Below are 25,658 nucleotides of genomic sequence, written 5' to 3'. Positions count from 1 at the left end.
GCGGGAAGAGGACTCGAACCTCTGACCTTCGGGTTATGAGCCCGACGAGCTACCTGCTGCTCCATCCCGCGATGTAGGCGGTGCCTGCTTAAAAGCACCGAACAATTTAGGATTATATCAGCCTGCAGAGCATTTGTCAAACAAATTTTAAACAAATTGCAAAAAACTTCCCGCCCGCAGGGATATTTTCGCAGAACATAACTCCGTATTTTTATATAGAACATATTGTGTTTTTCCGTCACACATGTTATACTTCATCTGTACCAATAGTTTCACAAGGAGGAAAATCCCATGCTGGATTACATCGTCACCCTGCTGAGCGGACAGCAGATGAATGGCCTTGATTACGGCGCCATTGGCGGCTTTATGGTGTACAGGCTGCTGCAGCGCTCCATCAACCGCATCCTGCTCAGGCTGGAAAAAATCATCGTCATATACATTGCCATATTCATCGGCTACAAGCTGTACCAGCTTTTAGCATAAGCGATAAACCATAGAGCACAGGAAAAGCACATAAGCATAAACAAACGGGGCCTCCATAGCCTGCCGCCGCCAATGTCAGCAGGATACAGGGACCCCGTTATTTTTTTACATTCCCAGAGCCCTGGCGGCATACGCCACCAGAGGCACGGCCACCAAAGCCGGCAGATAGTTTATCACCTTGATTTTTGTCAGCTCCAGCATATTCAGGCCCAGGGCCAGAATAATCAGGCACCCGGTACAGGACATTTCCTGTATGATGTAGTCAGAGATAAAGGGCGCAACAAACTCCGCCAGCAGTACAATCGCCCCCTGAAAGACCAGCGTGAACACGGCGGAGCCCATGACGCCTATCCCCATGGCCGCCGTCATCATGATGCCGGAAATAAAATCCAGCAATGACTTGGTGTACAGCATGGTATAGTCCCCCCGCAGGCCTGCATCCAGCGACCCCACAATCACCATGGCGCCTACGTTCATAATCAGGCAGGAGGTGACAAAGGCATTGGCAATCCTGTCAGCCTCGCCGCCCCCCTTGGCAAAACGGCTCATCAGCCGCTCCGCAAAACGGTTCACGCGCCCGTCAGCATCACAGGATTCACCAATCAGCAGTCCCAGCACGACGGAAACTATCATTATCAGGATATTGCTTTCCCGGACAGCCCCCTGTACGCCAATCAGCACCGTACAGAGGCCCAGCCCCTGCATCAGCGCGGCAGTCAGCTTCTCCGGCAGGCCCCTGCGCAGAAGCAGGCCAATCAGCGAACCGGCCACAATCGCCAGCGTATTTACGATAACTGCAAACATAACAACCTCGACCTGACGGCATCAGTAGCCGAATTCCGTCAGCACATCCTCAAGGCTGTTCAGCACGTTATCAATGTCTGCCGCCGTAATCACCAGAGGCGGCTGGAAGGCCATGACGTTGCGGGCCACGCCGTTCTTGCCGATGATAAAGCCCCTGTCCTTCATGGCTTCCAGCACCCTGTCCAGCTCATCTGCCGCCGGGCTCTTGTCAGCATGTACAAACTCGGCGCCGCGCATCAGGCCGAGGCCGCGGATATCACCGATAATCGGATGCTTCTTCTGCAGCTCCGTCAGTCCGTCGTACAGCTGCTGGCCGCGCTCACGGGCATTTTCCATCAGGCTGTGCTCCCTGATGTAGTCCAGCACGCCGATACCGGCCATGGAGGAAACAGGATTGCCCCCCAGGGTGGATGCTCCCGGCCTGGTATACGTATCCGCAATCTTCGCCGAAGCTGTAAAGGCGGAAATCGGCGCACCGTTGCCCAGCGCCTTTGCCATGGACATGATATCAGGCACCACGTCAAAGTTTTCAATCGCAAACATCTTGCCGGTTCTGGCAAAGCCCGTCTGCACCTCGTCAATAATCAGCAGGGCATCATGGCTCTCCAAAATCTCCTTCACGCGCTTGAAGTACCCCTTCGGCGGCGTAATAATGCCGGCATTGCCCTGAATAGCCTCTGCAATCAAGGCGGCAGGACGGCCGCTGGTAGCGGTCTTAATCAAATCCTCCACCGCATCGGCACAGGCATAATCGCACTCAGGGAACTTCTTGCCCAGCGGACAGCGGTAGCAGTAGGCGTTCGGGGCAAAATGGATGCCGCCGCACGGATGCGGGTCAGTACGCCACATCTGGATGCCTGTCAGGCTCATGGTCAGCTTGGTTCTGCCGTGCAGGCCGTTCCTGAGCGCAATAAACTCATCCCTGCCGGTATAGATGGAAGCCAGCAGCAATGCGCCTTCATTGGCCTCCGTTCCCGTCGAGCAGAAGAAGGTCTTCTGCAGGTCGCCCGGCGTCACCTCCGCCAGCTTCTCTGCCAGATTGACAAAATTCTCCGTCAGGTAGATATTGCATACATGCTGCAGGCTCTGTACCTGCTCCACAACCTTCGCATTGATTTCCGGGTTGCAGTGGCCGCAGTTGATAACGGAAACACCGGCAAAGCAGTCCAGATACTTCCTGCCCTCGCTGTCATAAAGATACTGCATCTCACCCTTGACGAACTGCCTCGGCTCCTTGTAAAAATGCGCCAGGCACGGCATAATATATTTCTTTTTCTTTTCCAGAATGGCCTCCGGGCCAATAGGTCTATCTAAGGACATAAAACAACTCTCCTATCCACAATATTGCCAGACTGCCATATTACAGCGAATTCTGGGACTGGCGGAAACGGTACACGCCTACCCCCAGCCTGCGAGGCCCCTCCTGCTGCATGGCGGCAAAATCAGCCTCATCAAGATAAGGCACACCGGCAGAAAGCCTGTCCAGCGCCTTTCTGTAGGCCGCGGTCAGCCTGCCCGCCAGCTCCGGCTCATAGTCCTTGGCCTCAATTCTGAAAGAGGCCACGCCGTTAAACTTTTCCAGATACGGGTAGTAGCACAAATCCTTGGCAAACAGGATGTGGTTGCGCCCGAACTGATCCATGCGCAGGGAATGAATCTCACCGGCATTATCCTTCAGGGCATAGCGCCTCTCTATGAGCTCCGGATTGTCCAGATGGTTGTACGGCAGCTGCATTGCCGCAAAATTGTGGTCGCAAATCATGGACTCATAGGAGCCGTGCACAATGACCTCAATCGGCAACGGGGAATTCTCCACCAGTCCCCGCACCTGCTCAAAGGCCAGCTCCAGAGAGGCAGTTCCCATCACAAGGCCGTTCTTTTTCAGGAAAGCCGCCGCCATGTGGTTAAAGAGATTAAAGGAAAAATCCGCCTGTACAGGCAGTGACGTACACTCCTGCGCCAGCTTCAAGGAACCAAGGTTGCTGACCATAATGCCATCAGGCTGAAGCTCCTCAAGCCCGTGGAAGAACTGCTCCAGCTCCCCGCATTCACGGCGCATGGTCGTCCTCGGCGTGCTGACTACAATCCTCGTGCCATGCTCCCTGCCGATGGCAATCGCCTCGCCGATGCCTTTCAGCGTCCACGGCTTCTTCGGCCTGAACACCTCGCCGGCCAGATAGACCGTATCGGCGCCATTTTCGCAGGCCGCCTTTACCGCCGCAATATCGGAAACCTGCACGGACAGCGTCCTGCGGGCAGGGTTTTCCGCCCGAATAGGGGCCTCCGCCTTCAAAATCTCATCCTGAAAGCCCGGTTCCTCCACGGCATTGCTGAAAAAGCGCGGCTCACGGCTTCCATCAAAGCCAATGGCCTTCTCGTCCGGCTGTCCCAGTGCAAAGGTAGTCGTAAAATCACGGGCGCGGTTCTCATACAGATCCCGCCAGCCCTCTTCATCCACGGTATAGCCCATAGGGTCGGCAATATAGGCATCAATCGCCTTCCTGTAGGTGGCTACGATGCGGCGCACAAAATCAGCCGGGCGCATGCGTCCCTCTATCTTGAAGGAGAACACGCCCGCCTGAATCAGCTCCGGAATGTTCCGGTACATGCACATATCCTTCAGGGCCAGCTTGTAGTCATGCCGGTCGTCCTTGTCCAGCACCTCTCCCGTCGCCTCATCAATCAGCTTGTACTGCCAGCGGCAAGGCTTCAGACAGCGGCCGCGGTTGCCGCTCTGGCCGAACAGCACCCCGGAATGGATGCACTGGCCGCTTTCAGCGATGCACATATCGCCGTGCATAAAATACTCAATCTCCAGCCCGGTGCGCTCCTTGAAAAGCGACAGCTCGGACAGGGTCATCTCACGTCCCACCACGATGCGGGTGATGCCGTACTCCTTCAGCTTCTTGATGGCATGCTCATTGTGGGTGTTCATCATCACCGAGGTATGCAGGGGGATATCGACCCCCAGCTCCCTTGTCAGCTCCAAAACCGCAAAATCCTGCACCAGAATAGCATCAGGCCTTATCTCATTCAGATAGGTCAGATACTTCTTGAGCGGCTCGACCTCCTCCACGCTGATGAGATTGTTGAGGGTAACATACAGCTGCACGCCATGAGCATGTGCATACTCTATAGCCTTTTTCAGCATCTCATCATCGAAATTAGTCTCCTTATTCCGGTGCATGCGCATGTTAAAATGCTTGCCGCCCAGATAAACAGCGTCGGCACCAGCCTCCACTGCCGCTACCAGTGCATCCCAGTTGCCGGCAGGAGCCAGCAGCTCTACGGATTTACGGTTCAAAATCATGTCAAATATACTCCTTTGCTAATCCTAAATGAATGTGTATTCCCCATGTGCAGGACATCGGCGGCCTACCTGATAATCTGCACGTTATTTTTATTGAATTTATATTTGGCCATATACAGGGCATCGTCGGCCCGCTTGAAGAGGCTCTTCTTGTCGTCCAGGGCGTGCAGGGTGGCCACTCCCACGCTGACGGACATGCGCAGCATGCCGTTTTCCATGGAGGAATCCTCCACATTGCGGCGGATGCGCTCGCCAATCTGCAGTGCCGCCTCGCTATCGGCATCCCGCATGATTACCATGAATTCATCACCGCCCCAGCGTCCCGGAAAATCAATCTCCAGCACGCTTTCCCTGATGATGTTGGACACGCACATCAGGGAGGCATCCCCTATCAGATGGCCGAATTTGTCGTTGACATCCTTGAAATTGTCCACGTCCAGAACCATAATCGACATAGGCTCCATCTTTTCCCGTGAGCGGTAGATTTCTTCCTCTATAATCCTGTCCAGGGCACCCCTGTTGTACAGGCCTGTCAGCTTGTCCGTGTCGGCAATGTGCCTGAGCTGCCTGTTGTAGTCCTCCAGCTCCTCGGACACCGCCTGCACAAAGTGCAGCATGTGGCTCAGGACGCTGTTGCCCTTGTTCTGGAACTCCACCTTCTGATGCAGGTAGCTCATGTCATTAGGCAGGTTGACCGTACCGCCCTCACGCATGCCCACAATGCTCAGATACATGTTGTTGAGGTGAATTTTTCCCTTGTGGTCGCGCACGTACTCGCCCAGGGCATAGATGCCCGTAGACGGGGCGCAGCTCCTGCACACCTCCAGCTCCTGATTGACATCCTTGTTCAGAAGCACCCTTCTGGCCCAGCAGCTGACGGCAAAAATACCCTCCGGCTGGAACCTGACCATATCGTACTGGATGCCATAGGTTCCCTGAATAACCACCGTCGGATTGCCATAGCAGAGCTGTATCACCTCGCCGATCTGAAAATCGGCGCCATAGTTGGCCGAACCATCCGGGCGCAGGGCGCGTGGCATGCGGTTGAGAATCGTGCCGTTTCTGTTGATGCAGACAGGAAAAACCACGGCCTCGTCCAGAAAGGATTCATCCCAGTTCACACCCAGGTATTTTTCGTAAACATCCCTGATGCTGGTGCCGTTGTCCAGATCGGCTAGCGTCGTGTGATTATCCGCCAGGGCCGTAATCTTCATCTTTCTGCCCAGTGGCTGCCAGCCGCTGCTGCTGCACATGTGGACAAAGAGATTCCTGCCCTTGTAGATGACCACTGCCATGCCTCGTTCAATAAACTCCGTATCCGCAAAGACAAAGCCGGGGCCTGACACCGTTCCATCATCCACCACGCCGCCAAAAACAGCAATATCCTCCGGGATGTTGGACACCTCCCGGAGAAATGGCACCACGTCAAGATTATAGCCCGATGAAATCATCTGGACGGCCACCGGCTGATAAAGCTGACGGATATACCACAGCAAATCCTTGCCCAGCCTGGCGCTGTCCTTGTCCTTCCACGGAATGGCTATGACATCCACTGTGGACTTGAAAAACACCGAAAAGGTCAGCGATATACCGAACAGATTGATGACACCTGCCGTTATGTTGGCAGACACCGTACCGCCCACAATCTTTGCATCCGGTAAAAGCTCCTTCAATACATCAATCAGCCTGGGAGCTATCCCCTTGAAATACGAATCCACATACATGGTAACAAGAATACAGCTGTATTCAGGCATCTTTGCCAAATCGGCCTTGAAGGCCGTTACCTTTTCCCTAAAATCATTCTCATCATTACATAAGTACGGTATCTGTTTCATTATCTATCCCTCAAAAGTACATTGCCTACACATTATGCAACACTGCTGATTATACATTATATCACATTTTTATCATTCATGGTGTACATTCTTATCAATTCATAGGCCGCAAGGTAATCAAGGCCCTTTTTCTCCTGCAGCAGCCTGATACTGCTGTATTCCGGGTAACATTTTTTTATATCGCCATAACTGCACAGCTTGGCTTTGACGCTGATTCCATCAATGACAGCCTCGCGGCTCTCCCGCTTCATGATGCGGCGGCTGCAGACATGGCGGCGTATGCCGATACTGCTGGTGTGCTGAAAAATAATCCTCTCCATGTCACCGGCGGCGTCAGGACTGCAGATTACCCCCAGCAGATAGGCAGGCCGGTTCTTCTTCATGAAAATAGGCGTAAAGTACACATCCCTTGCACCTGCCGCCATAAGCATGTCCATCACCAGCCCCAGCGCCTCGCCATTGCTGTCATCTATGTTGGTTTCCAGGCTGACAACCGTATCCGACAGCCCCTCCGGCTCATCCTGCGGCTCCGCCTCAAGAAGCAGCAGGCGCAGAAAGCTCGGCACGCTGTATGCGCGCTTGCCTGCCCCCATGCCGGAGCCGATGATGCGATAGGAGGCAGGCAGGCTGTCAGCCGTGCGGATTGCCGCCACGGCGGCCGCCCCTGTCGGCGTAACCAGCTCCCCTTCTACGGAGCTGATTTTCAGCCGCAGATGATTGCGTATAGCGATATTGGTAACAGCCGGTACAGGCACGGCCATGATGCCGTGCTGACAGCGGATAGTGCCTGTGCCATCCGTCAGGCTTCCTGCCACCACGCCGTCCAGCCGCAAATCCTCAAGGCACACCGCAATAGTCACAATATCCACGATGGAGTCCACCGCCCCCACCTCGTGAAAATGCACCTTGTCAGCCGTAGTGCCGTGAGCCTCGGCCTCGGCTTCGGCCAGCACATCAAAAATCCTGAGCGCCACGGCACGGGCCGCATCACTTAAATTACTGCCGGACAGAATCGCCCTGATTTCCGGCATGCCGCGATGCTCATGATGATGGTGATGTTCATGGCTGTGCCCATGCTCATGGATATGGCCGTGTTCGTGGCTATGCCCATGTTCATGCTCATGGCTGTGACCGTGCTCGTGGCTATGTTCATGCTCATGGCTGTGGCCGTGCTCGTGACTATGTTCATGCTCATGGCTATGACCGTGCTCGTGGCTATGCCCATGTTCATGCTCATGGCTATGACTGTGTTCGTGGCTATGCTCATGTTCATGCACATGCTCATGGCCGTGCAGATATGCCATATCGTGGTCGTGGTTTTCGTGCTCACTGTCAAGCCGCACCAGAAAATCACACATATCCAGCCCGGCCTTCTTCACGCGGGAAACCTCTGTGGCAAACCCGCTTATGGGCAGGCTGTCCAAAGCCTCCCGTACCTTTTCATAGCTGGCCCCCAAATCAATAAGGGCGGCGGCCAGCATATCGCCGCTGATGCCGAAAGGCGCATCAATATATAAAATCCTGCTCATTATGTCCCCCTTGCACTTTGCCGGATATCACGCCTGCTCCGGCATCGTCGCCTGAGCCAGCCGGTTAATCTGTGAGGCAATATACCCGGCGCCGTAACCGTTGTCTATATTCACTGTCGCTATGCCGTTGGCACAGGAATTTATCATGGTCAAAAGAGCCGACAACCCCTGCAGATTCGCTCCGTAGCCTACAGATGTCGGCACCGCAATCACCGGCTTGTCCACCAGTCCCGCTATGACGCTGCCCAGCGCCCCCTCCATGCCTGCCACCGCAATCACGCAGTTGGCCTTCTGAATCGTTTCCAGACGGGAAAGCAGGCGGTGCAGGCCGCTGACCCCTACATCAAAAATGCGTTCAACACGATTACCAAAATACTCTGCCGTCCTGGCGGCTTCCTCCGCCACGGGAATGTCCGCCGTCCCTGCCGTGCAGACGGCTATACAGCCCGTCTGCGGCCGCGGGCTTTTTACGCAGGTGACAATCCTCGCCAGCCTGTCATATTCTGCCTCCGGCAGCACCGACCGGAGCAGTTCATACTGATGCTCCGAGGCGCGGGTCGCCATAACCTCTCCTTCATCAGCATATATCCTCCGGCAGATGGCCAGAAGATGCTCATCCGCCTTTCCCTGGGCAAAAACCACCTCCGGAAACCCCGACCGGATGCGGCGATGGGTATCCGGCTTTGCATAGCCCAGTTCCTCAAAGGGCCTGCGGCGGAGATACCCCTCGGCCTGCTCCAGCGAAATCTCGCCGGTTTTTACCTTCAAAAGCATTTCATGTAAATCAGTCATGTCAGCGATCCTTCAAATCAAGATAAACCTCGTCAAAATACTGTTCCAGCACATACAGCACCAGATACCTCTCTCCCATGAGCTTTGCCATCTGCTCCGGCTTCAGCTGCAGCTTGGCGGCGTTGCCCAGTATCCGCACCCTGAAATCCCTGTACCCCAGTGACATCAGCTCGCTTTCCGCCATCTCGACCTTGGCCAGAAGCTCCTTCGTCACAGGCATGCCCGTCGGAATTCTGGTAGCCAGGCAGGCATAAGCCGGTTTATCCCAGGTCATCAGCCCCGCCTCCTTGGACAGCAGGCGGATAGCGGTCTTGGTAATCCCCGACATACGCAGGGGCGAAAGCACCTTCAGCTCCCGCAGGGCAATAGAGCCGGTTCTGTCGTTCAGGTCATCAGACGCATTCGTGCCGTCGATTATGACCTCGTAGCCGTCCCTGGCGGCCTGCTCCTTGATGGCGCCGAACACATTGCACTTGCAGTAGTAACAGCGCAGTGGGTCATTGGCCGTCACCCGCTCATCCTCCAATGTATTCACATCGAGTATGGACAGATTGTCCGCTCCCGCAAATTTCGCCACAGCAATCGCGTCCTGCAGCTCAAATTCCGCCTGAAAAGGCCCCTTGACATAATACGGCTTGACATCCGCCCCACATTGCCTGGCCGCATACAGCAGATACGAGGAATCCACCCCTCCGGAAAACCCCAGCGCTACCTTCGGATATGCAGTAAAAAATTCCTTCAAGTCCATATTAAAATCTCCCGTTCAAAATAACACACAAATATATAGCACTAACTATTCTATATTATACTGTATTGATGGCAATTGTTCAAACAAATATCTTACATATTTATTTACAAAAACTATTTTTTCCGGCGCATCGAAAAATATTCACCATCTTAGGCACTTTTGTTTGCAGAACGCTTTACAATCAAACATTTATATGGTACAATAGGTTTACATTAAACTTGAGTTGAAAGGAAGTTTTGTTTATGGGACGCAAGCGTTGTGCAGACAAGAGGATGGAACAAATCTACAAGGTTATCAAGGAACAGCTGATGAAGAAGGGCTATCCGCCTTCTGTACGTGAAATCGGCAAGGAAGTTGGCCTGAAATCCAGCTCCACTGTTCACGGCTATCTGAACCAGCTGGAAGCTGCCGGCATGATTCGCCGCGATCCTACCAAGCCTAGAGCTATTGATCTTCTGGAGGACAAGCCTTGGGAGCGCACTGTGAATGTACCGCTGGTCGGCACCGTTACTGCGGGCATGCCTATTCTGGCACAGGAGAACATCGAGGATACCTTTGCCTTCCCTGTAAACCTCATGGGGACCAGCAGTGAGTGCTTCATGCTCCGCGTCAAGGGCGAAAGCATGATCAATGCGGGCATCAATGACGGCGATTACCTGATGGTACGCCAGCAGAACACCGCCGAGAACAGCGATATCGTAGTAGCCATGGTTGATGGCGAAGGCGCTACCGTAAAGCGTTTCTTCAAGGAAGAGGACTGCATCCGCCTCCAGCCGGAAAATGATTCCATGGAGCCGTTCTACGAGAAGGATGTTGCCGTTCTGGGCAAGGTTATCGGCATTTACCGCCAGATGTAAGCTGGAGCGCAGTGTTGCAGGAGCGGTATTGCAAAAAGCGAATTGCGCAGGCAAAAAGGCTGTATCTCCACCGGATATTCGTCCGGCAGGGATACAGCCTTTTATTGCGCAGATTTAGCCAAAAATATTACTTCAAATCCTCGATGGCCTGGGCCGCCCCCATAATGCCGATAACGGCATGCTCGAAGGTCAGGCCTCCCTGCAGGTACACATTGTACGGCGCCCTGAGCGGCCCGTCGGCACTAAGCTCAATAGAGGCTCCCTGCACGAAGGTACCGGCCGCCATGATAATCTGGTCAGCATAGCCCGGCATGTCCCACGGCTCCGGCGCCGCAAAGGAATCCACCGGCGAATACTTCTGGATGCCGCCGCAGAACGCAATCAGCTTTTCCGGTGCATCCAGCTGGATAGCCTGAATTATATCGCCGCGCACGTCGGTTGGCAGTGGCAATGTCTTATAGCCCAGCCTGGCGAAGAGGGCGGCCGCAAAGACAGCTCCCTTGACCGCCTGTGCCACCACATGAGGCGCAAGGAAAAAGCCCTGAAAAATCATGCGGTTGTTGGCGAGGGAAGCCCCCAGCTCATCACCCATGCCGGGCGCGGTCATCCGGTAGGAGGCCAGCTCCACCAAATCAGCACGGCCGGCAATATAGCCGCCGGTAAGGGCAACGCCGCCCCCCGGATTTTTTATCAGGGAACCGGCCATGATGTCCGCCCCCACCTGCACCGGCTCACGGGTATCCACGAACTCACCATAGCAGTTGTCCACGAAGCAGATACAGTCAGGCTTTACCCTTTTCACCTCGGCGCAGATTGCCCCAATCTCATCCAGCGTCAGCGGGTTGCGCATGGAATAGCCGCGGGAGCGCTGTATCAGCACCAGCTTCGTATCAGGTGTGATTTTCCCGGCAATCCCCGCCATATCCACCCTGCCTCCCGGCATCGGCAGTTCATCGTACAGCACCCCGAACTCCTTCAATGAGCCCTTGCTGGGATTGGCATAGCCGATGACGGTCTGCATGGTATCATAAGGAGCATCCGTAAGGGAAACCAGCTTGTCCCCCGGTCGCAAAATGCCAAAAAGCACAGTGGCAAGGGCGTGGGTGCCGGAAACAAAATTTGTGCGCACCAGCGCCCGCTCCGCCCCGAATACCTTTGCATACAATTCCTCTATCTTGCTTCTGCCGATGTCGTCATAGGCATAGCCGGAAGTGGTGTTGAAATGCGCCTCGGATACCTGGCACTCGCGCATGGCATCCAGCACCTTCAACGTATTTGCCTCGGCAATCTCATCAATATGCCTGAACATAGGGGCCGCCTCCTGCATGGCCTCCGCCTTGACCTTTAGTAACTTTTCTGAAAATGACATTTAAAAACCTAGCTCCTTAAAATAAATTATTTATTGGTTATATTCTGGATGTTTTTCAGGGTGATGGACATGAACCCGTCATCATCCTTGTAAAACTCCACAAACTCCGTATTCTCGAAAAACTCGGTAGGTATCACCAGCTCGATGCCCGTATCGGTGCTGAGCCTGTGCTTGCGCATCTTTTTTAGGGTCGCCTCCTGATTGACTACCACCGGCTCACTGAAACCGCCGTTTTCCATCTCCTGCCTGTAATCCTCCTGCATGGAGGGATTGTCCTTGAACACCGCCCTGCCGACCTCCTGCGGGTCCAGATGCCCGTCAGGGGGCAGGTTTTCCGCTATGTAGCTCTTGACGGCCGCGGCGGCCTCCACCTGATCCTGACAGTACGCCTCCGTGACCTTCTTCACCGCCTTATTTATTTCCTTAATGGTTTCGTTGGGGGAAGGGGCCTGAACGCATTCCAGCAAAAGCTCCGGCAGGACAAACACCTTGTTGCCGTCAATGGAGTAGCGCTTCGCCTTTATCAGCACCTCCTTTGTGTCGAGGTTGATATAGGCAAATTCCTCCATCCGCTGGCTGAGGTTGGGCAGAAGTCCGTAGCTGTCCAGCACCCCGGTTGCGATACTGCCATCCTCCGCCACATTCACCTGATGCACATAGCCGTGATTGTTGGTGCATTTGAACAGCACCAGTTGCGGCGTATCGTCCACGCGAAGCTGGCAGACAAACAAATCCGCACATTCTATGTCCTCCGCATGGCTCAGGGGCTGGTACATGGCCTCGGCCACCTGACAGGAAAAATCTGTAAAACTGCTCCCGCCCCCCAGATATTCCGCCAGATGGCCGCTGAACTCGCTGTTTTCATAAAACTTGCCCGTCTTGGCATCCTGACTGCCGATGGTTTTTTCCACATGCCTGGTCAGAAACTCCCGCGTGCTCTGCTCCAGCTCCAGCTCCTGCCCCGACAGCACAGGCCCGCCTCCCGCAAAATCCAATATATGCAAAATCGCCTTCTCGATGATTATCAACATAAAACTCCTCCAGCAATCAACAATCTTCTACGTCCGTCGGCATTTATTCCCTCGGATAAGGTGTCAGCGCCGTGATAACCGCCGCCACAGTCATAGGCAGGACACTCAGGAGCATGGCCGTTTCCAGTCCCACGTAGTCCCCGATGGCCGCCGTAATGGCCGCACCGACACTGCCGAGGCCGAAGCACAGCCCCATCATCATGCCGGAAGCCACGCCGATGTACTTCGGCATCAGCCTCCCAGTCCAGACAATAGAGCTGGGCTGAGTGCCGTGGGAGCAGGCGCCGCCCAAAAACAGGGCGGCCGTCGTCCAGATACCGGCATCAGGATACTCAAAGAAAAAGACAATCGGCACCGCTGACACCGCCAGATAGGTGACAATCAGCCTTTTGTGGCCGAACCTGTCCCCCAGCTCGCCGCCGCTGATGCCCCCGGCCGCCGAGCCCAGCAGAAATATTGCCAGCATACTGCCGGCCATCATGCTGGAATAGCCGTGTGACAGCAGTACCAGCGGCAAAAAGGTGGACACGGCCACATGGGTCCAGCAACGGAGGGCCTGCGCCGCATTCAGCATAACCACGGCCCTGTTTTTCACAATTTCCCCGAAGCTGATATTCTGCTCTTCGGACAGCCGGGACTTTTTAGCATTTGCTGACGGCAGCCGGTAAATGCCGCTGAAATAATACGCCGCTCCCAGCAGGATGCCGGGAATGGCCAGAAGCGGCATCAGTTCAATGGAAAAATATTCCAGAAAGGCCGTCACCACCACCGGCACAATGGCAAAGCCCACATTGCCGCTGACAATATAAAAGGACATATACCGCCCCAGATACCTTGCACTGCCCACCTTGTCCAGCAGGGCGATGCCCAGCGGGTGAATAATCGCCACCATCAGCCCCATCAGGGCGCACAGCAGAAACAGCACCGGCTGATTGGGCGCATAGCCTGCCAGGCAGATAAAAAGGCCGCACAGCGGCACCGACCAGACCAGCCAGCTGCCGCAGTCATGCCTGTCCACCACATAGCCCACAAAAGGCTGAATAGTGCTGGCCATGAATGCCAGCACCATCACAAGCACGCCGCACATGGTCAGTGACATGCCCAGCTTCACCATAATCAGCGGCAGGAGTACCGGCAAAAAATTGTTATAAAAATCTGCAGCAAAATGTCCCATGCTAAGAAAAAAAATCCCTGCCTTCGTGCTGCATTTCAACATATACGCACCATTTCCTTTCCCTTTTCATCCGTGCCACCCGCGGCCGCCCTCCGACCTGCGCCTCAGAACAGCATCAGCGCAGCTCGATGCCGTGGATGCCCGGCAAATCCTGCAAAACGTTGACGATATACGTAGTGCTGTAATGCCTGCTGTTCAGCAGCATCATTTCCATGACGAGGATAATTGTCTGTTCCCGCTCGTTCCTGGCATATTCCTCGTGCATTTTTATCTTGGTGATATCTATATGCATATCGTCAAGGCAGCTGGTAATGACGGACAGCTGCTCCGGATTGTTGTCTGAATAAATCGTCAGCTGCAGCACACCGGCACGGGTGGATTTTTTCAGCTCAAAATGACTGAGAACCCCCACCACCATCACGACAAAGACGGTGGTCATTATGGCCTCTATATAAAAACCGGCGCCTACCGCCAGCCCCACGCAGGCCACCACCCACAGGCATGCGGCCGTGGTAAGCCCCGTGACGCTCAGGCCCTCCTTCATGATGGCACCGGCGCCCAGAAAACCGATGCCGCTTACTACCTGCGCCCCCAGCCGGGCAGGGTCCGCATTGGTCATGCCCTCCACCTGCTTGTATATATCGTATGACATCATCATTATCAGGCAGGAGCCCAGGCACACCAGTATATTGGTGCGCAGTCCCGCGGACTTGCGCCTTGACTGCCTTTCATAGCCTATCATGCCGCCCAGCACGCAGGACAGGGCCAGCTTTCCCAGATTTTCCAGAAATTCGTAATCCATATTCTCACCGCCCGTCTGATGCAAGAAAAATTTCCGCCACACTGCGGATATATTTCATCCCCGTTCATTACTCATTCTACATGCGCAGGTATTTTTCCTGCTTTTGAATAAAATTTATGGCAAAATCCCCCGCATACAAAATTCCTGCAAAGTGTGATATAATTTTCCCTGATGCAGTTTTCCTCGCCGCAGGCTGCCGGAGCGGCAAGCGGCGGCACAGGCAGAATGCAGGACGGAAATTTTTAGCACGCAAAATTTTATGCAGGGAGAGTAACAAGCATTATGGAAAGCAGAAAGAAAATCGCAATCGAAAAACACGACCTCGGCTACAACTGCGCCCAGTCAGTAGCCCTCGCCTACGCCGATCTGGTGGATATGCCGCCGGAACAGCTTTTTAAAATCACCGAAGCCTTCGGGCTGGGCGGCGGCAATATGCAGGGAACCTGCGGCGCCATCAGCGGCGCTCTCGCCCTGGTCGGCCTGCTGAACAGCTGTGGCAATCTGGAACAGCCATCCACCAAAGCCAAAACCTACGCCCTGGGCCGGGAAATCATGGAAAAATTCAAGGCGCAGAACGGCTCCGTGCTCTGCCACGAGCTAAAGGGCAGTGGCACAGGCAAGGTGCTCCGCTCCTGCCCGGACTGCATCATGGATGCCTGCCAGCTTTTTGAGGAGCTTTACGAAGCAAAGCTCAGTAAATAACCATCGGCACCTGTGCATCACATGCACCGCCCAAAACTGCACATAGATTCAAACCGCAAAAGGACAGCCACGGAAGCGTCTTATATCAGTCATTCCGCAGCTGTCCTTTTCAGTTCATGCAAAACCCATCACTTAAAATCCACAAACTCGTTAATCCTGGCGCCGCCCTTTATCATCGGCTCCACAAAGCTCCTGTGAATGTTCATGACGATGACATACGGCCTGCGCTCGGACATGGCGCGCTTGAAGGCTTCCTCAAAGCCCTCCGTGGAATCGACATTTTCTGCCTCAATGCCGAAGCTCCTGGCATAAGCGGCATAGTCCATCGGATAATCAAGCTCACAGGCGATGTACCTTTCCTTGTAGTTGACCTTTTGAAGCTGGCGAATCATGCCCAGACTGCTGTTGTTCACGATAATGGAGATAATCGGCAGGTTCAGCCGGGCGATGGTGTAATACTCATTGCCGGTCATTTTGATGCCGCCATCACCGGCCACATGCACCACGCGCCTTTCACTGCCGCTGTTTTCGTAGGCCACCTGCGCCCCCATGGCCGCCGGCAGGCCGAAGCCCATGGTGCCGAGGCCGCCGGAGGTAAACCACGTGCGCGGCTCCTGCACCTTTAGATGCAGGGCACACCACATCTGATGCTGTCCCACATCCGTTGCAAAAGCAAATTTTTTGCCGCTGACGGATTTGGCCACGCAGTTCATCGCCCACGGCACAGTCAGCCTTGATACGTGATAATCGTAGGCGTACTCACAGCGCCAGCCGCGGATTTTCTTCCACCATTCCTCCAGCCTTGACGCAGGCTCGCGCTGCATGAGCATGGAGAGGATGGTCTGCATATTGCCCGCCAGTCCGATGGAGCTGGCGATATTCTTGTCAATCTCCGCCGGGTCTATATCCACATGGATAAACTTCGTCCCGACGGTATATTTGTCAAGGTTGCCCGTCTGGCGGTCTGCAAAGCGGCTCCCCAGGGAAATCACAAGGTCTGCATTGGCCACCGCATTATTGGCCGCCTTGGTGCCGTGCATGCCGGCAAAGCCCAGCACATTCGGATGCTCGCTAGGCACGCCGCCAATCCCCATCAGGGTAAACACGATAGGCAGGTTGTAGTGCTCCGCAAAGGCAACTACCTCCCTTGAAGCGCCTGCATTGATAACGCCGCCGCCGGAGATAATCACCGGCTGTTTCGCCTGACAGATTACCTCCGCCGCCTCCGCCACGCATATCTTGAAGTCAGCGTCCGGCACACCGGCCGCCCTGACCGGTGTATCATCCTCATAAAAAGGAGCCGGATTCAGCAAAATATCCCGCGGAATGTCCACCAGCACAGGCCCCGGACGGCCGTGCCTGGCCAGCCGGAAGGCCTCCCGCACGGTGGCGGCCAGCGCCTTTGGCTCCTTGACCTTGTAATTGTGCTTGGTGACAGGCATGGTCACATCCATTATGTCAATTTCCTGAAAGGAATCCCGCCCCAGAAGGCCGGTATCCACCTGCCCCGTAAAGGCAACTACAGGAATCGAGTCCATAAAAGCCGTTCCCAGCCCCGTTACCAGATTGGTAGCGCCCGGGCCGGAGGTGGCAATGCACACTCCCACCTTGCCCGTGGCACGGGCATAGCCATCGGCGGCATGGGCCGCGTTCTGTTCGTGAGTAGTGAGAATCTGGTTGATGTCTTTCGCATCGTACAACGCATCATACAGAGGGAGAATCATGCCGCCGGGATAACCAAACAGCGTATCAACCCCCTGCTCCTGCAGAATTTTTACTATTACCTGAGCGCCGTTCATGCGCAGGCCCCCCTCATCAAAACTTCTGTAAAGATAACGTCAAAAACTATAAGGCCGCCCCACTAGATATGCCGTGCATGCACGGGCAGGCCTCAAGTTATCCTATCCATCAGATATGCGCCAGCACAGCCTTGGTCATATCCTCGGTATTTGCCTTTTTGAAGCCCTCATGCCACAAATCAGCGGTGCGCCAGCCATCAGCCAGGGCCGCATCCACAGCGGCCTCGATAGCCTTTGCGGCTTCCTCTTCCTGCAGGGAATACCTCAGCAGCATGGCCGCCGACAGGATAGTGCCAATCGGATTGGCAATGCCCTTGCCTGCAATATCCGGCGCGGAACCGTGAATAGGCTCGTAGAGGCTGGTGCACTCACCGATGGAGGCGGACGGCATCATGCCGATGGAGCCGCCGATAACAGCCGCCTCATCGCTCAAAATATCACCGAAGAGATTGCCGGTCACGATCACATCAAACTGGGTCGGACGGACAGCCAGCTGCATGGCAGTGTTGTCCACGTAGAGGTTATTCAGCTCCACATCGGCATAATCCTTAGCCACCTCTGCCACCGTGCGCCTCCACAGGCGGGAAGTAGCCAGCACATTTGCCTTGTCCACGGAAGTCACCTTGCCACGGCGCAGGCGGGCCGTCTCAAAGGCCAGCCTGGCGATGCGCTCCACTTCCGGCACGGAATAATTCTCCAGATCCCAGGCGCGCTCAGTGCCGTTGAAGTCCTCCGACTCGCACTTGTCGCCAAAATAGATGCCGCCCACCAGCTCACGGACAATGACCAGATCAACCCCCTTGACCAGCTCCTGCTTCAACGGGGAATACTCCGTCAGGGAGTCCGCCACCTTTACCGGGCGCAGATTGGCATACAGCCCCAGTCCCTTTCTCAGGCCCAGAATCGCCTTCTCAGGCCGCAGAGACGGCTCTACATTGTCCCACTTGTCGCCGCCTACGGCGCCAAACAGCACGCCGTCAGCGGCCTTGCATGCCTCCAGCGTATCATCAGGCAGTGGCGTGCCAAACTTGTCATAGGCCGTGCCGCCTGCATCCTTGTACTCATATTCCAGCTCCAGTGAATACTTCTCCGCCGTCTTTTTCAGCACCTCCACAGCGGAGTCTGTAATCTCCCTGCCGATGCCGTCACCCGGAATTACTACGATTTTCTTTGCCATATTCAATCTCCTCAAATCAGCGCAAAAAGCTGTTGCACCCATGCGCCGTGTTCGCGCTGCCCTGTTGCCGCGTATTTATACAGTGAATTTATATAGTGATTTTGTACAGTGGTTTTATTTATTTCAGCCCTTTGTCCTGATGTAGTTAATCAGGCCGCCGGCCCTGGCGATATCCTGCACGAAGCCCGGCAGTGGCTGGGCGTGGAATACATCGCCGGTGGTGAGGTTTTCGATAACGCCGGTGGCAGTATCCACCCGGAGCTTGTCACCGTGGCTGATTTTCTCCACATCAGCACCGATTTCCAATAGCGGCAGTCCGATATTGATGCCGTTCCTGTAGAAAATACGGGCAAAATCCGCCGCAATCACCACAGGCACACCGGCGGCCTTGATGGCAATCGGGGCATGCTCACGGGAGGAGCCACAGCCGAAATTCTTGCCGCCTACCATGATATCGCCCTCCACCACATTGCTGGCAAAGGGAGCATCCTGATGCTCGTCGCTGTCCTCCATGCAGTGAGCCGCCAAATCCTTCGGGTCAAAGGAGTTCAGATAGCGTGCAGGAATAATCACATCCGTATCAATATTGTCGCCGTAGCGCCAAACCTTTCCTTCTAAGCTCATCTTACTTTACCTCCTCTGGAACTGCAATACGGCCGAGAATTGCGCTGGCTGCCGCCACATAAGGGCCTGCCAGATAAACCTCGGAATCAACATGGCCCATGCGGCCGCGGAAATTTCTGTTGGTGGTGGAAACGGCCTTCTCCCCTGCCGCCATGATGCCCATGTGGGCGCCCAGGCACGGGCCGCAGGTAGGAGTGCTGACAGCGGCACCGGCATTGATGAAGGTTTCCACATAGCCTGCCTTCATGGCATCGAGATAAACCTGCTGGGAGCCTGGAATGATGATACAGCGCACATCAGGATGCACGGTATGGCCCTTGAGAATCTCCGCCGCCTGCTGCAGATCCTCAAAGCGTCCGTTGGTGCAGGAGCCGATTACTACCTGATCAATCTTAATCTCCCCAATCTCGGAAACAGGATGGGTATTGCCCGGCAGATGCGGGAAAGCCACCACAGGCGTCAGCTTGGACAAATCAATCTCCACCACCTGCTCATACTCAGCATCCTCGTCAGCCGCTACCGGCTCATACGGCTGCTGGACACGGCCCTCCACATACTCCCTTGTAATCTCATCAAACGGGAAGATGCCGTTCTTGCCGCCGGCCTCAATCGCCATGTTGCTGATGGTCAGACGGTCGGTCATGGTAAGCTCCGCCACGCCCTCACCGGCAAACTCGATGGCCTTGTACAGCGCGCCGTCCACGCCAATCATGCCAATCAGGGTCAGGATAACGTCCTTGCCGCAGATATACTCCGGCTTCTTGCCGGTCAGGACAACCTTGATGGCCTTCGGCACCTTGAACCACGCCTCGCCGGTAGCCATGGCCACGCCCAGGTCGGTGGAGCCGACGCCGGTGGAAAAGCCATTCACCGCACCATAGGTACACGTATGGGAATCAGCACCGATAGTCAGCATGCCCGGCCCCACAATGCCCTTTTCCGGCAGGATGACATGCTCGATGCCCACGCGGCCGATCTCAAAATAGTTCTTTATCTGATGCTTTCTGGCAAACTCACGAACAGTCTTGGCAAGGCCGGCCGCCTTGATATCCTTGTTAGGCGTAAAATGATCAGGCACCAGCGCGATTTTTGTATTGTCAAATACCGGCCTGCCGATTTTTTCAAATTCCTTGATAGCAGGCGGAGCAGTTACATCATTTGCCAGAACCATGTCCAGCTTGCAGAAAATCAACTGCCCTGCACTGACAGAATCCAGGCCTGCATGCTTCGCCAGGATTTTTTCAGTCATATTCATACCCATAACATACACCTCTCCATGCTACTCAACACAATGATACTAATGCTACAAATAGGCTTATGCCAAATACGGCATAAGCCTATCTACATCAACTATTTAACTGCTTCTGCCGCAGGCACGGGCCGCGGTACAGCTGTCATTAGTCCTTGGACAAATCAGCGCCGTCCTTCAGCCAGCTCATCATGCCGCGGAGCTTGCCGCCTACTTCCTCAATCTGATGCTCTGCATTCAGCTTGCGCATAGCGTAGAAGTTCGGCCAGCCAACCTTGTTGTCGGTGAGGAACTTGTTGGCAAAGGTACCATCCTGAATCTCCTTCAGCACCTGCTCCATTGCCTTGCGGCTAGGCTCAGCTACCACGCGAGGGCCGGATACATAGTCACCATACTCGGCAGTGTTGGAGATGGACTTGCGCATCTTGGCCATGCCGCCCTCATACATCAGGTCAACGATGAGCTTCATCTCATGGAAGCACTCGAAGTATGCAATCTCCGGCTGATAACCGGCAGCTACCAGAGTCTCGAAGCCGTTCTTGATCAGGGAGCATACGCCGCCGCAGAGAACAGCCTGCTCACCGAACAGGTCAGTCTCAGTCTCCTCACGGAAGGTAGTCTGGATGCAGCCGGAGCGGGTGCCGCCGATGCCGCGGGCATAGGCCAGAGCCAGCTCAAAAGCACGGCCGGTAGCATCCTGATATACTGCGAATACGTCAGGAACGCCGCCGCCCTGGGTAAAGGTACGGCGTACCAGATGGCCAGGTCCCTTCGGAGCAACCATGAATACGTCTACATCAGCAGGTGGAATAATCTGCTGGAAATGAATGTTGAAACCATGAGCAAATGCCAAAGCCTTGCCAGCGGTCAGGTTTGGCTCAATCTCATTCTTATATACTTCAGCCTGCTTCTCATCAGGAATCAGAATCATGATAATATCTGCAGCTGCAGTTGCCTCGCCAACTGGCAGAACCTTCAGACCTTTGCTCTCAGCAACAGCCTTGGACTTGGAACCGTTATACAGACCTACTACTACGTTCAGGCCGCTCTCCTGCAGGTTCAGCGCGTGTGCATGACCCTGGGAGCCATAACCGATAATAGCAACGGTCTTGTCCTTGATAACTTCCCAATTTACATCCTGGTCATAAAAGATTTTTGCCATAATACTCTCTCTCCTCACAATGTTCTTGTATTGTATGCTCGCCCCGCTCCAGGCCGATAAGGCCCGTCCTGATAATCTCAAGGATACCATACGGCTTCAGGAGGCGCGTAAACGCCGTCACCTTGTCATCATCGCCGGTAACCTCGAAAATCAGCGTCGTAGGCTGCACATCAATGACGCGGGCCCTGAAAAGCTCCGCCATTTTTAACACATCAAGCCTGTTGGTATCATCAGCCTTGACCTTTATCATGGTCATGCCGCGATACACAGCATCCCCGGCCGCCAGCCGCTGCACTGCCTCCACATCGGGAAGCTTTTCCAGCTGTTTCATCATCTGGTCAACCAGATACTCATCACCGTATACCACCACGGTAATACGGGAAAACTCAGGGCTTTCCGTCACACCCACAGCCAGGCTGTCAATGTTGAACTCCCTGCGGGAAAACATACTGGCAACTCTCACCAGTACGCCGGTCTGATTTTTTACCAGAACAGATAATACATGCTTCATTAAGAAAATCCCTCCTATACCATCTGCTCAAGGTACCCATAACAAGTTTTCATTGAGCTTTGTATATTATCACTCATTAACACTAATTTGTCAACATCTAATGAAAAATATTACAACGATTATCCCTTGAATGGATACTTGTATTATTTTTTCTGTACATTATGCCTTATTTGGCGAAATTGTATTTTCACCGCATATCTTTGTCTATCATCATCTGGCACGAAGCCCAATTTTTATAGGGGTTATGTATCAGGCTGGAATTGTAGTACCTGACATCATCCGAAACCTCCCTGCCGGCCCACTCAGGCAGTGCCAGCCCGTCCAGCTCATCGGCAAGCTCCGCCTCGGCTACGGCCAGCCCCTCATTGTCACCGGCAAAAATGTCAATCTCCCACTGCTGGCCCTCATAGAACTCCACATAGCGCGTTTTTTCCACCAGCGGCCGCAGGCACAATTCGTCTAAAAGCTGCCCCGCCTCCGCCGCCGGAATCTCATACTCCAGCTCCGTGCGGACAATGCCGTGAGTTTTTCCCTTGACGGTCAGAAAGCCCCTGTCACCTTTCAGGCGCACCCTGACCGTGCGCTCCGGGTCCAGTGACAGATACCCCTGACGGATGAAGACCCCCTTGCCGGAAGGCCTCCACACAGCACGGTTGACCAAAAACTTGCGCTCAATCTCCTTTGCCATGCCATGCCCTCCGCCTACTGCTCACCTATGATGCGTACCTCCGGAAACAGCCTGACGCCGCTCTTGGCGTACACCCTGTCCTGTACTTCCTGAATCAGCCTGAGAACATCCGCCGCCGTGGCGTTGCCTGAATTGACCACAAAGCCGGCATGCTTCGTGGAAATCTGGGCGCCGCCCACCTGCAGTCCCTTCAGCCCCGTCTCGTCAATCAGCGTACCGGCAAAATACCCCTGCGGCCTTTTGAAGGTACTGCCGGCGCTCGGCAGCTCCAGAGGCTGCTTGCTTTCACGGCGTTTTGTGAAATCATCCATTTTGGCCTGAATATCATCCCTGTTGCCGGCCTGCAGCTCCATGGAAATCTCGCAGATTGCCTGCCCGTTGTGCTGAAAAACGCTGTGGCGGTAGCCAAAATCCAGCTCATCCCGCTCATAGGTAATAATGTTGCCATTGTGCGCCACGGTCTTCACCTGGCAGACAATATTCTTCATTTCGCCGTCATAGGCCCCTGCATTCATAAATACCGCGCCGCCGAGGCTCCCCGGTATGCCGCAGGCAAATTCCAGCCCGGTCAGGCCATTCTCTGCCGCAAACTGGGAAACATGCTTCAAATATGCGCCTGCCCCGGCCACGATTCTGCTCCCCTCGCAACGCTTGTAGCTCATAGGCGAGTGGAACTTTATGACGGCACCCCTGATGCCCTTGTCCAGCACAAGGACATTGGAGCCGTTTCCCAATACGGTATGCGGAATATCGTATTCCCGCAGCAGCACAAATATCCCGGCCACCTGCTCCATGTTGGAGGGAAACAGCAGATAGTCTGCCGGCCCGCCGATATTGAAGGTGGTGTGCCTGCTCATCGGCTCATTCACATAAAATTGCTCCTCGCCCAGCAGCTCCTTTGCTGCGGCGATAAAATCCTGATTTAATGACATGCCATCATTTCCTTATCTGTGTATTTTATGATTTTCCACGGCTGTACCGCTCCGAAATGCAAATCAAAATCACGCTCATAGCCTGAATTCACTCTATCCCGAATATTATACTAATAAATTGGCAGTTTGAAAAGCCTCTTTGTTGTTCTATTGTTTTTTTTAATGTATAATAGACCTGATATTTATAGTAATAACCGAGGAGCATTTTTATATGCGAAAATTAATTGCCTACTTTCTTTCATTTTTGACGATTATCTGCTGTTTCACGATTTTCTGCATTTTCCTGACGGAAAAGACGGATTTGCTGGGACTGAAAAATTACAGGATTACGGCCAGCTTTGCCCAGGTGGACGGCAATACGGTCATGTCCTGGCAGCGCTACCCTTACCCGTGTCTCTATCAGGTGGAAACCTACTACAAGACCACCGGGCTGGTGGAGGGTGAGCCGGAGTTCATCAAGGTGTCCTCGGAGTTCACCGTGCAGGATTCCTACGTTGTGCCGCCCACGGCCATTCCCGCCTACTACAAAATCACTGCCTACGGCATTTTTGGCAGGGTATCAGGGCAGGAAAGCCTCATTCCCAATGCCAACTATCAGGAGCCCATACGCCCGGTACCCATTTTCAGGTACACATCAGGCAATCCGGCCAGCCTGAAGCCCTATCTCGTCTGGCACAGCATACCTGACGGAGTGCTGTACGAGCTTGAGCTGCTCTCCGGCCCGCCTGACGAGGAAAACACCACCCAGCTTTCCACGGTCAACCACCTTTATGCCACCCGGCAGGTCTTTACCAACGGCCTGCAGATTGATCTGACCCCCTACCAGGAGCTGCCCAGGCTCTACTGGCGTGTCAGGGCCATGAATCTGCGCAAGGAGCCTATCGGCGTTTTTTCCACGGCTGAACCCATTTATATTGATGCAGCAGCACCTGTGCCGGACAAGCCCCTGCTGAACAGCTTTGACAGAATGCCCAACTTCACCCAGCCCGTGTATCCCGTGTTTACGTGGATTCCCATGCTGGACGCTGACCGGTATGAGGTGGAGCTTTTGTCCGCTCCGCCTGCCGTAGAAAACAATACCGCCCCCGCTGACCGCAGGATATGGTCAAAGGTCGTCGACAGCTCTTTCAGCTGCTACGATGAAAACCCGCGGTGCTACGCCCGAAAATATTACTGGCGGGTGCGCGCCGTCGATGCCTCCGGCAATACCATCGGCAGGTACTCGGATACGGACAGCTTTGTGGTGGAGCCGCATATCACCCGGCCCGTGCTGGCCGCTCTGGGGGACAGCATTACCCACGGCGGCGGAGCGGTTTCCTTTTCGCCGGCCAATCTGGAATACAGCTACACCACGTATATCGATTTGCCCTGCATCAACCTGGGACGCAGTGGCGATACCTCTTCCACCACGCTGGCGCGCTTTGACAGCGACGTACTGCCAATCATGCCCCGCAATCTCCTGATTATGACCGGCTCAAACAGCCTGCGCTCAAGCGGGATTTCTGCCGATGTGGTGATTGCCGACCTGGCACGGATTGCCGAGAAATGCCGCAGGAACGACATACGCCCCATCTTCCTGACCCTGCCGCCCATCAATCCTGACAATATCATGCTGGCCTTCCAGACGCCTACGGATGTCAACTGGCTCAGCAAGATGAAGGCAATAAACGCCTTTATTCGGAAACAGCCGTATTACATTGACCTGGAGCCATATTTTTATGACACCAGCAAAACCATCCTGGCGCCGGAGTGGGCCAATGACGGCCTGCATACGGACATCCGGGGCAAGATGCTAATAGGTGAAATCATCAACATGCACAAGGATTTATTTGTACATTAGGCATTCTGTTGTTCCATATATGACTGCACTCTAAAAGGCCCGGTTTCGTGAGAAGCCGGGCCTTTGCAATAGAAAATGCAATATAAAATTACGCTATCAGCCGGAGAATCCGGATGCTTCCCCGGAGGGCCTGATACGCTTATCAGAAATAGAAGTTGACCTTGCCGGTGGCCGTCCAGCCCCTGTAATCCATAAAGGTCTTTTCCATAGAGAAGTCCAGGACTGCATTCTTTGCCATAT

General features: G+C 54.4%; 23 protein-coding genes. 4 read left to right on the top strand and 19 right to left on the bottom strand.

Translation table 11 applies throughout. The annotated features are described in order from the left end of the window. Positions 1–291 precede the first annotated feature (291 nt). Positions 292–483 (top strand): hypothetical protein, encoded by a 192-nt coding sequence (locus ACI3UA_RS01735; RefSeq protein WP_439723115.1) that lies wholly within the window; start codon positions 292–294, stop codon positions 481–483. A 105-nt stretch (positions 484–588) separates the two neighbouring features. Here ACI3UA_RS01735 and ACI3UA_RS01730 read toward each other — a convergent pair whose 3' ends face one another. From ACI3UA_RS01730 to larE, 7 genes are all read right to left on the bottom strand, one after another. Continuing rightward, on the bottom strand, positions 589–1,287 hold the full coding sequence (locus ACI3UA_RS01730; RefSeq protein WP_439723114.1) for a DUF554 domain-containing protein: 699 nt from the start codon (positions 1,285–1,287) through the stop codon (positions 589–591). Between the two features lie 21 nt (positions 1,288–1,308). Next, positions 1,309–2,607 (bottom strand): aspartate aminotransferase family protein, encoded by a 1,299-nt coding sequence (locus ACI3UA_RS01725; protein ID WP_439723113.1) that lies wholly within the window; start codon positions 2,605–2,607, stop codon positions 1,309–1,311. 40 nt (positions 2,608–2,647) lie between these two features. Further along, entirely contained in the window at positions 2,648–4,597 is a 1,950-nt protein-coding gene (locus ACI3UA_RS01720; protein WP_439723112.1) for a peptidase U32 family protein, read from the bottom strand. Between the two features lie 65 nt (positions 4,598–4,662). Beyond that, on the bottom strand, positions 4,663–6,432 hold the full coding sequence (locus ACI3UA_RS01715; protein WP_439723111.1) for a sensor domain-containing diguanylate cyclase: 1,770 nt from the start codon (positions 6,430–6,432) through the stop codon (positions 4,663–4,665). 56 nt (positions 6,433–6,488) lie between these two features. Next, positions 6,489–7,961, bottom strand: coding sequence for a LarC family nickel insertion protein (locus ACI3UA_RS01710; protein WP_439723110.1), 1,473 nt, complete (start codon positions 7,959–7,961; stop codon positions 6,489–6,491). 27 nt (positions 7,962–7,988) lie between these two features. Then, positions 7,989–8,753, bottom strand: a complete 765-nt coding sequence (gene larB / locus ACI3UA_RS01705) for a nickel pincer cofactor biosynthesis protein LarB (protein ID WP_439723109.1) — start codon at positions 8,751–8,753, stop codon at positions 7,989–7,991. A 1-nt stretch (position 8,754) separates the two neighbouring features. Then, positions 8,755–9,501: an ATP-dependent sacrificial sulfur transferase LarE gene (larE, locus tag ACI3UA_RS01700; protein ID WP_439723108.1), complete on the bottom strand. Its 747-nt coding sequence runs from the start codon at positions 9,499–9,501 to the stop codon at positions 8,755–8,757. Between the two features lie 242 nt (positions 9,502–9,743). Here larE and lexA point away from each other — a divergent pair, with 242 nt between their 5' ends. Continuing rightward, complete coding sequence (gene lexA / locus ACI3UA_RS01695) at positions 9,744–10,358, top strand: transcriptional repressor LexA (RefSeq protein WP_439723107.1); 615 nt, start codon at positions 9,744–9,746, stop codon at positions 10,356–10,358. Between the two features lie 127 nt (positions 10,359–10,485). Here the strand turns inward: lexA and ACI3UA_RS01690 are convergent, their stop codons facing one another. The 4 genes from ACI3UA_RS01690 to ACI3UA_RS01675 form a co-directional block, all read right to left on the bottom strand. Then, the gene (locus ACI3UA_RS01690; RefSeq protein WP_439723106.1) at positions 10,486–11,727 is read right to left on the bottom strand and encodes an aminotransferase class I/II-fold pyridoxal phosphate-dependent enzyme; all 1,242 of its coding nucleotides are present in this window, start codon (positions 11,725–11,727) and stop codon (positions 10,486–10,488) included. 26 nt (positions 11,728–11,753) lie between these two features. Continuing rightward, positions 11,754–12,758: a nucleoid-associated protein gene (locus tag ACI3UA_RS01685; RefSeq protein WP_439723105.1), complete on the bottom strand. Its 1,005-nt coding sequence runs from the start codon at positions 12,756–12,758 to the stop codon at positions 11,754–11,756. A 43-nt stretch (positions 12,759–12,801) separates the two neighbouring features. Further along, entirely contained in the window at positions 12,802–13,974 is a 1,173-nt protein-coding gene (locus ACI3UA_RS01680) for an MFS transporter (RefSeq protein WP_439723104.1), read from the bottom strand. A 73-nt stretch (positions 13,975–14,047) separates the two neighbouring features. Next, positions 14,048–14,734, bottom strand: a complete 687-nt coding sequence (locus ACI3UA_RS01675; RefSeq protein ID WP_439723103.1) for an MgtC/SapB family protein — start codon at positions 14,732–14,734, stop codon at positions 14,048–14,050. 282 nt (positions 14,735–15,016) lie between these two features. On the opposite strand from ACI3UA_RS01675, the gene ACI3UA_RS01670 reads away from it, so the two are divergent. Further along, the gene (locus ACI3UA_RS01670; RefSeq protein WP_439723102.1) at positions 15,017–15,436 is read left to right on the top strand and encodes a C-GCAxxG-C-C family protein; all 420 of its coding nucleotides are present in this window, start codon (positions 15,017–15,019) and stop codon (positions 15,434–15,436) included. 128 nt (positions 15,437–15,564) lie between these two features. On the opposite strand, the gene ilvB is transcribed toward ACI3UA_RS01670, so the two are convergent. The 8 genes from ilvB to murB all read right to left on the bottom strand — a co-directional run bounded on the left by ilvB (position 15,565) and on the right by murB (position 23,578). Further along, positions 15,565–17,235: a biosynthetic-type acetolactate synthase large subunit gene (gene ilvB / locus ACI3UA_RS01665; protein ID WP_439723101.1), complete on the bottom strand. Its 1,671-nt coding sequence runs from the start codon at positions 17,233–17,235 to the stop codon at positions 15,565–15,567. A 109-nt stretch (positions 17,236–17,344) separates the two neighbouring features. After that, positions 17,345–18,412, bottom strand: coding sequence for a 3-isopropylmalate dehydrogenase (gene leuB, locus ACI3UA_RS01660; RefSeq protein ID WP_439723100.1), 1,068 nt, complete (start codon positions 18,410–18,412; stop codon positions 17,345–17,347). Between the two features lie 123 nt (positions 18,413–18,535). After that, entirely contained in the window at positions 18,536–19,036 is a 501-nt protein-coding gene (locus tag ACI3UA_RS01655) for a 3-isopropylmalate dehydratase small subunit (RefSeq protein WP_439723099.1), read from the bottom strand. A 1-nt stretch (position 19,037) separates the two neighbouring features. Then, on the bottom strand, positions 19,038–20,297 hold the full coding sequence (gene leuC, locus ACI3UA_RS01650; RefSeq protein ID WP_439723098.1) for a 3-isopropylmalate dehydratase large subunit: 1,260 nt from the start codon (positions 20,295–20,297) through the stop codon (positions 19,038–19,040). Between the two features lie 136 nt (positions 20,298–20,433). Beyond that, positions 20,434–21,447, bottom strand: a complete 1,014-nt coding sequence (ilvC, locus tag ACI3UA_RS01645; protein ID WP_439723097.1) for a ketol-acid reductoisomerase — start codon at positions 21,445–21,447, stop codon at positions 20,434–20,436. Next, the gene (ilvN, locus tag ACI3UA_RS01640; protein ID WP_439723096.1) at positions 21,428–21,958 is read right to left on the bottom strand and encodes an acetolactate synthase small subunit; all 531 of its coding nucleotides are present in this window, start codon (positions 21,956–21,958) and stop codon (positions 21,428–21,430) included. Before ilvN ends, ilvC begins: the two co-directional genes overlap by 20 nt. Positions 21,959–22,145: 187 nt before the next feature. Beyond that, complete coding sequence (locus tag ACI3UA_RS01635; RefSeq protein ID WP_439723095.1) at positions 22,146–22,646, bottom strand: CYTH domain-containing protein; 501 nt, start codon at positions 22,644–22,646, stop codon at positions 22,146–22,148. A 14-nt stretch (positions 22,647–22,660) separates the two neighbouring features. Further along, positions 22,661–23,578: a UDP-N-acetylmuramate dehydrogenase gene (murB, locus tag ACI3UA_RS01630; protein WP_439723094.1), complete on the bottom strand. Its 918-nt coding sequence runs from the start codon at positions 23,576–23,578 to the stop codon at positions 22,661–22,663. Between the two features lie 211 nt (positions 23,579–23,789). Here murB and ACI3UA_RS01625 point away from each other — a divergent pair, with 211 nt between their 5' ends. Further along, positions 23,790–25,418 carry a GDSL-type esterase/lipase family protein gene (locus ACI3UA_RS01625; protein ID WP_439723093.1) on the top strand — a complete coding sequence of 543 codons (1,629 nt, stop codon included), beginning with the start codon at positions 23,790–23,792 and terminating at the stop codon, positions 25,416–25,418. Positions 25,419–25,658: the final 240 nt, after the last annotated feature.

Origin of the sequence: Anaerovibrio sp. (assembly GCF_051866355.1) — a bacterium.
Taxonomy (GTDB): Bacteria; Bacillota; Negativicutes; order Selenomonadales; family Selenomonadaceae; genus Anaerovibrio.
This window is presented reverse-complemented; position numbering and strand designations above follow the sequence as displayed.